At 64.9% G+C, this 12,350-nt stretch carries 10 protein-coding genes and 1 other RNA gene; 4 read left to right on the top strand and 7 right to left on the bottom strand.

The window, feature by feature from the left end:
- The first annotated feature begins 50 nt into the window (after positions 1-50).
- Complete coding sequence (locus XpruCFBP8353_RS17985) at positions 51-995, top strand: MBL fold metallo-hydrolase (protein ID WP_101364435.1); 945 nt, start codon at positions 51-53, stop codon at positions 993-995.
- Between the two features lie 368 nt (positions 996-1,363).
- Here XpruCFBP8353_RS17985 and XpruCFBP8353_RS17980 read toward each other — a convergent pair.
- Positions 1,364-1,440, bottom strand: a non-coding RNA gene (locus XpruCFBP8353_RS17980) — sX9 sRNA.
- 179 nt (positions 1,441-1,619) lie between these two features.
- On the opposite strand from XpruCFBP8353_RS17980, the gene XpruCFBP8353_RS17975 reads away from it, so the two are divergent.
- Positions 1,620-3,272: a M28 family metallopeptidase gene (locus XpruCFBP8353_RS17975; protein ID WP_101364490.1), complete on the top strand. Its 1,653-nt coding sequence runs from the start codon at positions 1,620-1,622 to the stop codon at positions 3,270-3,272.
- Between the two features lie 245 nt (positions 3,273-3,517).
- On the opposite strand, the gene XpruCFBP8353_RS17970 is transcribed toward XpruCFBP8353_RS17975, so the two are convergent.
- Positions 3,518-3,997 (bottom strand): Rap1a/Tai family immunity protein, encoded by a 480-nt coding sequence (locus tag XpruCFBP8353_RS17970; protein WP_207759680.1) that lies wholly within the window; start codon positions 3,995-3,997, stop codon positions 3,518-3,520.
- 31 nt (positions 3,998-4,028) lie between these two features.
- On the opposite strand from XpruCFBP8353_RS17970, the gene yedA reads away from it, so the two are divergent.
- Both yedA and rarD read left to right on the top strand, forming a co-directional pair.
- The gene (yedA, locus tag XpruCFBP8353_RS17965) at positions 4,029-4,973 is read left to right on the top strand and encodes a drug/metabolite exporter YedA (RefSeq protein WP_207759670.1); all 945 of its coding nucleotides are present in this window, start codon (positions 4,029-4,031) and stop codon (positions 4,971-4,973) included.
- Positions 4,970-5,878 (top strand): EamA family transporter RarD, encoded by a 909-nt coding sequence (gene rarD, locus XpruCFBP8353_RS17960; RefSeq protein ID WP_101364432.1) that lies wholly within the window; start codon positions 4,970-4,972, stop codon positions 5,876-5,878. Before yedA ends, rarD begins: the two co-directional genes overlap by 4 nt.
- 79 nt (positions 5,879-5,957) lie before the next feature.
- On the opposite strand, the gene XpruCFBP8353_RS17955 is transcribed toward rarD, so the two are convergent.
- The 5 genes from XpruCFBP8353_RS17955 to XpruCFBP8353_RS17935 all read right to left on the bottom strand — a co-directional run bounded on the left by XpruCFBP8353_RS17955 (position 5,958) and on the right by XpruCFBP8353_RS17935 (position 12,077).
- Positions 5,958-7,073 carry an alpha/beta hydrolase family protein gene (locus XpruCFBP8353_RS17955; protein ID WP_101364431.1) on the bottom strand — a complete coding sequence of 372 codons (1,116 nt, stop codon included), beginning with the start codon at positions 7,071-7,073 and terminating at the stop codon, positions 5,958-5,960.
- Between the two features lie 184 nt (positions 7,074-7,257).
- Positions 7,258-8,577: an ABC transporter permease gene (locus XpruCFBP8353_RS17950; RefSeq protein ID WP_162301107.1), complete on the bottom strand. Its 1,320-nt coding sequence runs from the start codon at positions 8,575-8,577 to the stop codon at positions 7,258-7,260.
- A gap of 13 nt (positions 8,578-8,590) precedes the next feature.
- The gene (locus tag XpruCFBP8353_RS17945) at positions 8,591-9,751 is read right to left on the bottom strand and encodes an ABC transporter permease (protein WP_101364430.1); all 1,161 of its coding nucleotides are present in this window, start codon (positions 9,749-9,751) and stop codon (positions 8,591-8,593) included.
- 12 nt (positions 9,752-9,763) lie between these two features.
- Positions 9,764-10,453 carry an ABC transporter ATP-binding protein gene (locus tag XpruCFBP8353_RS17940; protein WP_101364429.1) on the bottom strand — a complete coding sequence of 230 codons (690 nt, stop codon included), beginning with the start codon at positions 10,451-10,453 and terminating at the stop codon, positions 9,764-9,766.
- Between the two features lie 379 nt (positions 10,454-10,832).
- A complete protein-coding gene (locus tag XpruCFBP8353_RS17935; RefSeq protein WP_162301106.1) occupies positions 10,833-12,077 on the bottom strand; it encodes an efflux RND transporter periplasmic adaptor subunit in 1,245 nt (414 codons plus the stop codon).
- Positions 12,078-12,350: the final 273 nt, after the last annotated feature.

The following is a 12,350-nucleotide window of genomic DNA, read 5'->3' as shown; positions in this document are numbered from 1 at the left end:
GGCAAGGCTTGGGCCTACACTGCAGTCTCTAGAGCCGCCGCGGGGTGCGAATGACAGCGACAGCCGAGTGCAACATCCACACCATCGATACCGGCTTTGGTGGCGTGCAATTCGATGCAGCGTATTTGATCGTCGAAGCGCAACGCGGTGCCTTGATCGATTGCGGTACCTCGCTGTCGGTGCCGCAGATGCTGACCGCAGTGCAGGCGGCGGGGTTGGCGCCTGCACAGATAGATTGGTTGATCCTGACCCATGTGCATCTGGATCATGCCGGCGGTGCCGGGGCCTTGTTGCAACACCTGCCCAATGCGCAGGTACTGGTGCATCCGCGCGGTGCGCCGCATCTGATCGACCCTACGCGGCTGATTGCCGGTGCCACCGCGGTGTATGGCGAGGCGGAAATGGCGCGCAGCTACGGCGTCATCGAGCCGGTGCCGGCCGAACGTGTGGTTGAGGCGGCCGATGGTCACACGGTGATGCTGGGCGAGCGCGCGCTGCGCACGATCGATACGCCCGGGCATGCACGCCATCATCTGTGCGTATGGGATACGCGTAGCCGCAGCTGGTTCACCGGCGACACCTTCGGCCTGTCGTATCGCCAGTTGGACAGTGCGCAGGGTGCCTTCATCCTGCCGACGTCCTCGCCGGTGCAATTCGAGCCCGAGGCGATGCAGCAGTCGATCGCACGCCTGATGGACACCGCACCGGAGGCGATGTATCTCACCCATTACGGCCGTGTCACATCGCCGGCACCGTTGGCACAGGCGCTGGGCGAGCAGATTCAGGCGATGACCGAGATTGCACTGGGCTGCGCGCAACGTCGGGACCGGCATCGCTGCATGGTGACGGCATTGACCGAGTTGTATCTGGAACGCGCACGCCAACATGGATGCCGGTTGGACGATGCGGCGGTGGAGCAACTGCTGGCAACGGACATCGAGCTCAACGCGCAAGGGCTGGGCTGTTGGCTGGATCGTGCAGCGCGCACGCATTAGCCCGATTGGAGCGGCGAATGACGCCTGTGCAATGGTGTAGCACATGATCGCGTCGATAAAGGCAGGTCAGTCGGGCACGCAGTGTCACTGCCGCTCGTAGGACAGGCCGTGAACTCATCCTTTGGGGCTCGATGCAGCATCCATGCCGCCAATGGTCCCGCAAGCGGCGAGGACACCGCACCAGACGGTGACCTTCTTCAACGCTCTACGGTTGCTCGGCTTCCATTGGAACGCGCATAGCTCACGCAGATACAACAACAATGGCGGTGATGACCCGATTGCAACCATGCACACCCGGCACCTCGACGGTCCGGCGATGTCGGGCAAAGGCCTTGCAGCCAAACCGGAGGTTATTCGCTCTTGGAGTTGGCTCACTAAAAGTAGCGAGCAGTCGTCAGGCGGGTGTGGACGGCGCGCTGAGACCCGCAGCGTACGCGTGGTACATGCCGATTCCGGGTACCGTCCGCGTCCGCCTGGCGGCTACGCCGTCGTGTTGTTAGCCCCTCTTGGCCATGCACGCAGTTCCTGCGATCGAATGCATTCCGCGTCATGGCGCTCCTGCGTTGGCTGCGCGCTTGTAAACTATGTGTCATCTACCTGTTGCAAGGCCTCACCGTGAATCCGATGCGTATCCTGCTGTTGTCCGCCTGCCTGTTTGTCGGAGGTGTGGCGCAGGCTGCCAACGATCTGCCTGGCGGTGGCATCGATGCCGAGGCGTTGTCGCGGCATGTGCGCCTGCTGGCGTCGGATGAATTCGAAGGGCGCGCGCCGGCCAGTGCCGGTGAGCAGCGCACGGTTGATTACCTGGTGGAGCAGTTCAAGGTCGCCGGCCTGGAGCCAGGTGGCGAGCAGGGCGGTTGGACGCAGGCGGTGCCGCTGGTGCGCGCGCAGGTGGATGGCCCGGTGCGCGCGAGCCTGCGCGTCGGCGGCAAGACCCAGGCGCTGGTCAATGGCAGCGATGTGACCTTGCAGAGCCTGCGCCCGCAGAAGGCGGTCGCGCTGAAGAATGCGCCGCTGGTGTTCGTCGGTTACGGCATCAGCGCGCCCGAGCGGCAATGGGACGATTACAAAGGTGTGGACCTGCGCGGCAAGATTGCCGTGGTGCTGATCAACGACGCCGATTTCGAATCGCCGCAGCCGGGCGCATTCGATGGCAAGGCCGTGACGTATTACGGGCGTTGGACCTACAAGTACGAGGAGGCCGCGCGACGCGGTGCGGCCGGTGTGTTGATCGTGCACGAGACTGCGCCGGCGGCGTATGGCTGGGCCACGGTGCAGAGCTCGGGCATGTCGCCGTTGTTCGATATCGAACGCAGCGATACCGATGCCAAGGCGCAGCATGTTCCGGTGCGTGGCTGGATGCAGCGTGCGCTGGCGGTGTCGTTGTTCAAGCAGGCGGGCCTGGATTTCGAACAAGCGAAGGCACGTGCGCAGCAGCGCGATTTCGCGCCGGTGGCATTGGGCGATGCGAGGTTGTCGGTGGATTTCAAGCTCAAGCGCGAGCGTGTGGTCACGCACAACGTCGTGGCCAAACTCACCGGCAGCCAGCATCCGGATGAGACGGTGATCTTCTCCGCGCACTGGGATGCGTTCGGTATCGGCAAGGCCGATGCCAGTGGCGACACGATCCGGCGGGGTGCGGTAGACAACGCCACCGGGGTGGCCAGCGTGCTGGAGCTCGCGCGCGTGTTTGCGGCCGGTCCCAAGCCGCAGCGCACGCTGTATTTCATCGCGCTGACCGCAGAAGAAAAGGGTCTGCTTGGCGCCAATTACTACGCTGCGCATCCACTGGCGCCGTTGGACAGGACCGTGGCCGTGCTCAATATGGAAATGTTCAGCCCCGATGGTCCGACCCGCGACATTGCTTCATGGGGACGTGGTCGAGTGTCGCTGGAAGGCGATCTGGAAACCGCTGCCAAGGCGCGTGGACGCAGCTATTCGCCGGACCCGAATCTGGAAGCTGGCTTCTTCTACCGCGCCGACCATTTTGCGTTCGCGCGCATGGGCGTACCGGCGATTACCGCCGGCCCTGGCTTAGACATGCTCAACGGCGGCGTCAGCGCAGGCAAGGCACTGCGCGACAAATATTTCGCCGACTGCTACCACCAGCCCTGCGACCGCTGGACCCCGCAATGGGATGCTAGCGGCCATGCCGCCGACACCACCCTGGTCTACGATGTGGGCGTAGCGCTGGCTAATGGCCGGCAGTGGCCGAGCTGGCAGGACGGCTCGGAGTTCAAGGCGATCCGTGCCAAGAGCGATGCGGCGCGCAAGTAAGGGCGCAGTGGTGGAGGGCCGCGCGGCCTCCACCACGTGGACGAAGAGCGACTGACAACGTGACTGCGTCCACCGTCAGGCGGGCGCGGGCGGTGCTGGGTGTGGCGTGGACCACGCGTATGCTGCGGTTCCTGTGCCGGCCATGCACATCGACGACTGCTCGCCATCTTTGGGTAGCTGATCCAACGCGTTTGCCTGGCCTGACGGTCAATGCCGCGCATTGAATGGCTTTGCATCCACGCGCTCTACGGCTCGCCGGCGTTGGCCTGCTTGTCGCCCGTGGCACGCTTGCTTCCAGCGCGCCCGCCGCTGCCGCACGGATAGCGCTTTGCCAGCGCTTGGACGATCAAGCCAGGTGCGGCTTCGTCCTGGCGCGCGTCGGGCAGCGCATCGATATCGGCAATGATCGCCTGCAGATCCGGTATGCCTGTTTTGCCTGCCGGCATGCACCACTGGGCGCGATAGCTGGTGCTGGCGACGCCGAGCAGATAAGCGCCGGCGCGGTTGGCCGACAGCATGACCTTGAGTTCGGCCTGCTCCGGCGCCGTGATTTCTGGCGCGAGTGATCCGTCCAGTCCGGCTTCGATCAGCTTGCGTCCGCTGAGTTCCCACGGCTCGGGCGCGCGTGCCATGGCCGTGGTGGAAACTGCGGTCAATGTGGCCAGGGCCAGCCAGAGGAGATGGCGCTGCATATGTACGCTCGGGTGCGATGTGAATTGCACGATACCGCGACCTGCGTGCGGCGTGGGCTTTCGCATGTGCTCTAGAATTGAAGTTTACCCTGCACTGCCTGGCACTGTTCCGATGTCTTCCTCTCACGATGCTGCCGCGCCTGCGCGCAGCGGGTTAGTCGTTCTCGCCTTGTTGCTGGTCTACGTGGTGTGGGGCTCGACCTATCTGGCGATCCGCTTTGCGCTGGAAGGTGGCGCGCAGCCGCTGACGATGGTCTCCGGCGCACGTTTCATCGTCGCCGGTAGCGTGCTCTACAGTGTGCTGCGCTGGCGTGGTGTGGCTGCGCCTACGCGCGGGCAGTGGAAGAACGTGGCGCTGATGGGCGCGGCGTTGCTGCTGCTGGGCAACGGCATGGTGGTGTTGGCTGAGCGGAGTGTGTCGTCCGGGCTGGCCGCTACCGCAGTGGCTTCGGTGCCGCTGTGGATGGCCTTGTTCGGCGCCCTGCGCGGGCAGCATGCCAGCGGCGGTGAATGGCTGGGCATCGTGATCGGCTTTCTGGGCGTGATATGGCTCAACGCTGGCAGCAGCCTGACCGCAACGCCGGGTGGGTTGGTGTTGCTGCTGATCGCACCGATTGGCTGGGCGTTCGGCTCGGTGTGGTCGCGCGGCCGCGATCTGCCTTCGCCCTTCATGACCGCCGCCGGACAGATGCTGTGCGGTGGCGTGCTGCTGGTCAGTACCGGCTTGCTGATCGGCGAGCGCCCGCAGGCATGGCCGAGCTCGCAAGGAGCGTTGGCAGTGGCGTACCTATGCGTGTTCGGCTCGATCGTGGCGTTCACCGCCTACGTGTGGTTGCTGCATCACGTGCGCCCGGCCCTGGCCGGCAGCTATGCCTACGTCAATCCGGTGATTGCGGTGAGCCTGGGCGCCTGGCTGGGCCACGAGCGCTTCAGCGCGCAGGACATCGGTGCGATGGCGGTGATCCTGGCGGGTGTGTTGGTAGTGACCTTCGCCAAGGCGCGGCGATGAGCACGATCTCGCCGCAGGAGGCGCGGCGCGGGCTGTTGATCACCGCGTCCACCTTCGTCCTGTGGGGGCTGGTGCCGGTGTATTGGCATCTGCTCAAGGCGGTGCCGTCGCTGCAGATCATTGCCCACCGCATCGTGTGGAGCACGGTGCTGGTGGTGGCGTGGCTGCTGGCCACCTCGGGCCTGCGCTGGTGGCGCAGCATTGCCGCGCAGCCGCGCGCATTGCGGATGCTGGCCGGCAGCAGCGTGGCGATCGCGTTCAACTGGGGCCTGTACATCTGGTCGATCAACGCCGGGCATGTGATCGAGGCCAGCCTGGGTTACTTCATCAATCCATTGCTGAGCGTCTTGCTGGGCGTGCTGGTGTTAAAAGAGCGCCTGCGTCGCATCCAGTGGGTGGCGGTGACGTGCGCGGCAGCAGGTGTGCTGTGGCTGACCATCGATGCCGGTGCGCCGCCGTGGATTGCGTTGGGGTTGGCGGTGTCGTTCGGTATTTACGGGCTGCTACGCAAATTGGTGGCTGTGGATCCGGTGGCCGGGCTGGGCGTTGAAAGCGTGTATCTGTTCGTGCCGGCGTTGCTGCTGGCGGCCTGGGGCGAGCAGGGTCATGGCGGCGCATTCCTGAGCGGCTGGAACCTGCGCACCGATGCGATGCTGATCTTCGGTGGTGTGGTGACGGCGCTGCCGTTGATCGGCTTCGCTTACGGCGTGCGGCGCATTCCGCTGTCGTTGGTGGGCATCCTGCAATACATCGCGCCGAGCCTGCAGTTGCTGTTGGGCGTGTGGTTCTTCCACGAGCCGTTCGACCAGGGGCGCGCGATCGGCTTTGCCGCGATCTGGGTCGGCTTGCTGTTGTTCGTCGGCGACAGCGTGATGCGTTCGCGTCAGCCGGTCGTGACGCGCTGAGTCGGCGCAGCGCTGCATGTAGTGCCTGTGGTCTTCATCAGCGCGTGTGCTGCGCGTGAGCATGCTGCGACTGCCGCGCTCAACTCTGCGGCATCGCCAAGGGGCTGGCCACGGCCAGCGTGGAAGCGGGCAGCGTCTGCGGCGCGGGGCAATGGCTGGGGTCTTGTTGCACCTGTGCCAGCCATTGATCGATCGGCCCGCCGAGCAGATCCAGCCGTAGCGGCAGGCTCAGATGGTTTTCGCCAGCCAGTTCGACGTAATGCGCACGCGCGCTGGCCAGGGCGAGTGCGCGGCCATGGGCGACTGGAATGTGCTGATCGGCATCGCCATGCAGCAGTAGCACGCAGCTGCGCGTGTCGGCCAGGGCGTGTGCGACATCGACACGGTCCAGGTCCAGCTTGAGCTGGCTATCGGCCGCTGCAATCACCGCGTCGATATTCTGGTCGGCGTAGCGCCAGCGCGCATACGCCGCCACCGCCCGCCCGCGCCACCCGTGCGGCTGGCTGGAGAGCAGATGCGGCACCATGTCGCGAATACCGCGCCCGGCATTGGCGAAGGATTCCATCGCCACTACGCCGGTCACGCGCGGGCCGAGTTTGTCGGCGGTAAACAGCGCGGTGGCCGCGCCGTAGGAAATGCCGAATAGATACAGCGGCCCGCGGATTTCGCCGCGCGGTTGCAGCGCATCGAGCACGTCGATGACGTCGTCGGATTCGCGTGTGCCGTAGCCGGACGGCCCGCCGCCGGAATGCCCGTGGTTGCGCAGGTCGATAGTGACCACGCGGTAGCCGGCCTGCGCGAGCTGCAGCGACCAGGGCAGCAGCGAATCGCCATCCATCATCCAGCCGTGCAGCAGCACCACTGTGCCGCGCGGCGTCGGCGGCGCGGTGGCAGGGATCTTGAAGCTGAAATCCACATCCAGCGCATGCGCCGGGTCGTTGCGCTGACCCCTGTAGCGGTAATGCATGGCGTACTGGCCGGGATCGATCGCACGCCAGAAGATCGGCACGCCATCGCGCGTCACCACATGCCCGCTGCGGTTGGGCACCGTGGCGATGGTGGCGGCGATGCGTTCTTCGTCCAGCAGCGGCGAGGTGCCACCGGGCGCAACCAGGCGCTCGCTGAGCGAGGTCGAAGAAGAGGAACAGCCGGCCAGCCACAGGCAGGCGCAGGCCAGCAGAATCAGGCGCGTCATGGCGAAGATCGATGGATGCAACGGCCGCGCAGGCTACGGCCTGCCGGGCCGGCGCATCTACCGCACCGCAGTGACAAAACGATGACAGCCTGCAATACGTTCAGCCGCAGTGCCTGGACGCGCTGCTTTGGCTGTCACCACTCCCACCGCCCGAATCCCAAATCCCGGGCGGGCGAACGTCCGCCTAGACCTCGCGCAAGGCCGTGGTGATCGGCAAACGCGCTGCACGCAGCGCCGGAAACAGCCCGCCCACCAGGCCAATGCCCAGCGCCCATTTCAGCCCGCTCCACAACAGCTCCGGTGACACCTTGAACTGGAAGACCACCTGGCTGAAGTTGTTGCCCAGTGTGGAGACGGTGTAGCCGTTGAACACCGCCCAGGCGATGGCCCCGCCCAGCAGCCCGCCCAGCAGTGCCAGCAGCATGGTTTCCAGCATCAGCGCCATGATCACCGGCGTGCCGCGAAAGCCGATCGCACGCATGGTCGCGATCTCGCGCGCACGCGTGGCCACCGCCGCATACATGGTGTTGAGTGCGCCGAACACCGCGCCCACCGCCATGATCGCACCGATCACCGTGCCCAGGATGCTGATCAACTTGTTCAAGCCGCCGCCTTGCTTGCCGTAGTAGGCGCGGGTGGTTTCCACATCCAGTTTGAGTCGCGGGTCGGCGGCCATGGCGGTCTTGAACGCGCTGAAGCCTGCCTTGCCGGTGGTGCGCGCGCTGATCGACTGATAGGCACTGCGGTTGTACGTCGTGGCCAGTGTCTGCGCGTCGGTCCACATCTCCGAATCGTGCGCATCGCCGGAGGCAAACACGCCCACCACGGTCCACTGCTGGCTGCCGAGCGTGAGTGTCTTGCCCAACTCCAATCCGCGGAACTGGTTCAACGCGCCCTTGCCCACCACCATTTCGCGCAGGCCGGTGCTGAAGCGGCGGCCCTGCACGATCTTGACCTTGTCATGCACGGCCCAGGCCTGTTCGCCCACGCCACGCAGTTGCGCGTTGACGTCGGTGCCATCGGAGCGCGAGGCGATATTGACCACCTGCGACAATTCCGGCGACAGCATCGGGCGGCCATTGGCATCGGCGGCGATGCCGGGCAGGCTGCTGATCAGCGGCACCAGATCGCGGGTGATCACCGAGTTGGTCTCCGCCTGCGAACCGCCGCGCAGGACAATCGCGGTGGTGTCGTCGCCGGTGCTGTTGAGCGTGGCCTGAAAGCCCTGGCCCATCGCCAGCATCGCCACCAGCACGCCGACCACGCCGGCAATGCCGACCACGATCACCGAGCTGGACCCCCAGCGTTGCGGCAGCGTGGCGATGCCGATGCGCGCGGCAGCCAGCGAGAGCCGCCCGCTGCGCGTGACCAGCAGCCACACCGCCAGCAATCCGCCCATCGGCAGCAATACCATCCACGGCAGTGCGATCCAGGCAGCCAATCCGAGCGCGAGCAGCACGGTCGACAACAGGTTGACCCCACGATCTTTCCATTTGCGTTGCATGTGCATGCTCCTGTCAGCGGCCGGCGAGGGCATCGACGATCTTCAAGCGCTGCGCGCGTAACGCCGGCAGCACACCCACCACGATGCCGATGCCGGCCATCAACCCGAAGGCGACCAGCCAGGTCTGCAGCGGCACGGTCTGGGTTGGCATCAGGCCACCGCTGCGCGCTGCGACCGCCGGGATCACCAGCGCTGCCAGCCCCATGCCGATCAGACCACCCAGGCCGATCAGCAGCATCGATTCCACCATCACCAGACTCAGCACGGTACGGTCCTGAAAGCCCAGCGTCTTCAGCGTGGCCAGCTCCGGGATGCGCTCGCGCACGGCCTGCGCCATGGTGTTGCCGGTCAGCAGCAACAAGGTGAAAAACACCGCGGCCATGATCGAGGTGACGATCAAACCGATATCGGCGAACTGTTTGACGAAGGCCTGCTGAAACGCCGACTCGGTCTGCGACTTGGTTTCATGGTCGGAGTTGGCCGACAACGCGTCGATCGCCTGCGCCACGCGCGATGCCTGGTCGGCATTACGCAGCGTCACCGTGTACCAGCTGACCCGGCTCTTGATGTAGTCGTTGGATTCGTCGAAGTATTTCCAGTTCATCATCAACTGGCGTTCCTGATTCGCGGCCACCGTGCGGTCTTTCATGCGGAAAATGCCGACCAGTTTCAGCGGCCAGTCGTTGCTGCCACCGCGGGGAAAGATGGTGGCCTGCAGCGGGATGGTGTCGCCGATCTTCCAGCCATTTTGTCTGGCCAGGCTTTCGCCGACCACTGCCCCGGTGCGCGTGGTCTGGAAGGCCTTGAGTTGATCCTTGGGCAACTGATACTCGCTGTAGACGTCGAAGAAATTCGGCGCCACCGAAAAATTCGGGAAGAAATTCTTCGGGTCGCGATAGATGCCGCCGAACCACATTGCCGAGGTCACATCACGCACGCCTGGCACGCTGCGGATCTGGTTTTCCAGATTGATCGGCAACGACTGGGTGATCGACAAACGCGATGCCACCACCAGCCGGTCCACGCCGCTGACGCTGCCGCCGGAGGTAAAAGCCACACGCACCGAATCGAGCATGCCGAACAATAAGAACGCCGCCACCACCGAGAGCAAGGTCAGCAAGGTGCGGGTCTTGCTGCGGAACAACTGGGCCCACACCAACGACAGATACTTCATGGCAGCGCTCCCTTACAGTGCAAGCGGCGCATCGGCCAGCTCGCCCTTGTCCAGATGGATGGTGTGGGTGGCGTATTCGGCGGCCTTGGGGTCATGGGTGACCATCACGATGGTCTTGCCATGTTCGCGATTGAGCTCCTGCAGCAGGCGCAGGATTTCTTCGGCGTTGTGGCGGTCCAGATCGCCGGTGGGCTCGTCGCAGATCAGGAAGGTCGGGTCGGAGACAATCGCGCGCGCAATCGCCACGCGTTGCTGCTGGCCGCCGGACAACTCGCTGGGCTTGTGGCTGCGGCGTTCCTGCAGGCCGACCAGGGTGAGCGCGATCTCCGCGTTGCGCTTGCGCTGCGCGGCATTGAGCGAGGTGAGCAGCAACGGCAGCTCCACGTTTTTTTGCGCGGTGAGCATCGGCATCAGGTTGTAGAACTGGAACACGAAGCCGACGTGGTGGCTGCGCCAGGTCGCCAGCTGGCCGCCGCTCATGCGATCGATGCGCTCGCCTTCGATCTCGATCTCGCCACCGCTGGGGCTGTCCAGCCCGCCGATCAGGTTGAGTAAGGTGGTCTTGCCCGATCCGGAGGGACCCATCAACGCCACGAAATCGCCGCTGGCGATTTCCAGATCGATGCCGTGCAGCACCTGCACCTGCTCGGGGCCGCGTTGGTAGGTCTTGGTGATGTTGCGCAAACTGACGAGAGCGGACATGGCGACTCCTGGCGATGCATTGGGAAGAGGTGACTGCGATGCGGCAAAGTGACTGCGACTGTCTGATGCGGTGCTGCGGTGACATGACGAGCTGATGTGCGCAGACGCCTGCGTGTGGCGACACGTCATCGACCATTGCAGCGGCAACGCGCACCACTGCATACGCTGCCGATGTCTGAAATGCGTGCACTGCGACAACGGCGGAGCATGTTGAAGAGCATCGCGACTGCGCATGGGTTGACACAGTCGATACCGCGTTACGGACTTTCAAAGCGCCTGCCGCATGCGACGCCGGCGCCGGCACATCTGTCTTTTCCCATCGACGTGTCTGCCGTGCTCTCCGAGCAGTAGGGCTACCCGGTCCGTCTTTGGTTCTTCGTTATTCGGCAGCGTCTGGCCCGGCTTCGGCGACCTTGTCGCCTTCTTTCAATTCTTGCGGCGGATTCAGCACCACGGTGTCGCCTGCGGTCAGGCCCGACAGCACCTGCTTGTCCTGGCCCATCACCATGCCGGTGGTGACGGCATGCGCGCTGACGGTGTTGTGCTCGCCGACCACGAACGCGACGGTGCGCGTGTCGCGTTCCACCAGTGCGGCGGTCGGTACGCGGACGCCTTGCGGCTTGGTCGCTTCCTGCGGTTTGGCCTGCTCCAGAAAGCTCACCCGCACGCCCATTTCCGGCACGATGCGCGCGTCCTTGACCTTGAGCGCTACGCGTACTTTCACCGTGGCCTTGCCGCGGTCGGCAGTGGGGATGATCGCGATGACCTCGCCGGGAATCTTCCATTCCGGGTATGCATTGAGCACTGCTTCCACCGGCATCTTGGGTTGCACGCGACCGATATAGGACTCGCCCACTTCCACTTCGATTTCCAGCGATTCCATGTCCACGATGGTACCGATACCGGTGCGGGTGAAGCCGCCGCCGGCCGACAATGGCGAGACGATTTCGCCCGGCTGCGCCGCCTTGGCCGTCACCACGCCGGCAAACGGTGCGCGCACCACATTGAAGTCCGAGCGGATGCCGGCGATGGCCAATTGATCCGACGCGACCTGCACGTTGCGCTGCGCATTCTGCAACTGCGCGCGCAAGGCATCGCGCTGCGCAATGGCTTGTTCGTATTGCGAGCGCGAGACCAACTGCGCGCCGACCAACGATTGCAGGCGCGTGGCATCGGCATTGGCCACGGCCAGTTGCGCCTGCATGTTGTCGACCTGGCTACGTGCGGCCGACAACTGCGAGGCTGATAGGGTGCGCTGTGCGTCGGCATCCAGCGGGTCGAGTGTGGCCATCACCTGGCCTTGTTCGACGCGCATGCCTTCTTCGATCATCACCTCACGCACCTTGCCGGTGACCTGTGCCGACACTGTGGCCATGCGTCGCGCCACCACGTACCCGGAGGCATCCAGCACCGAGGCGCTGCTACTCCCGGCGCTGATCGCCACCACCGGCGCGGTCCGCACCTTGACCACCGGGCGACGCGTCAACCACCACGCGGCGGCAGCCAGCACGATGACGATAACGACCCCGGCAGCAATCCAGGCGCCACGGCGTGCGGGCGGTGGCGCGGCAGGGCGCTGCCGGTCGATACGGAGTTGCTTGAGCAGATCGGCGGAAGTGTTCATCGATGACCGGGACGGAAGGCTGTGCGGAATGTGACGGTCTGCGGGCGGCGCGGCAAGCTGCCGGAAGTCACCAACGGTGGTGCGGCGACGAACGGTCAGTGCGCTGAGGCCATGGCCAGATGCTGCGCAGCATGCGGCGACCGAACCATGCGCACCAGTGACAGCTGTCACCTGCAGACCATGACAATGGCGACTGTGCCCCATCGGTGCGGGCGGCAATGCTGGCGGCTCCTCGGCAAGGCGATATCGGCATGCGTTCTTTGTACCTGCATG

The sequence above is a fragment of the Xanthomonas prunicola genome (genome assembly GCF_002846205.1).
Classification (GTDB): domain Bacteria; phylum Pseudomonadota; class Gammaproteobacteria; order Xanthomonadales; family Xanthomonadaceae; genus Xanthomonas; species Xanthomonas prunicola.
Note: the sequence above shows the minus strand (reverse complement) of the source record. Positions and strands in the feature narration are given on the sequence as shown.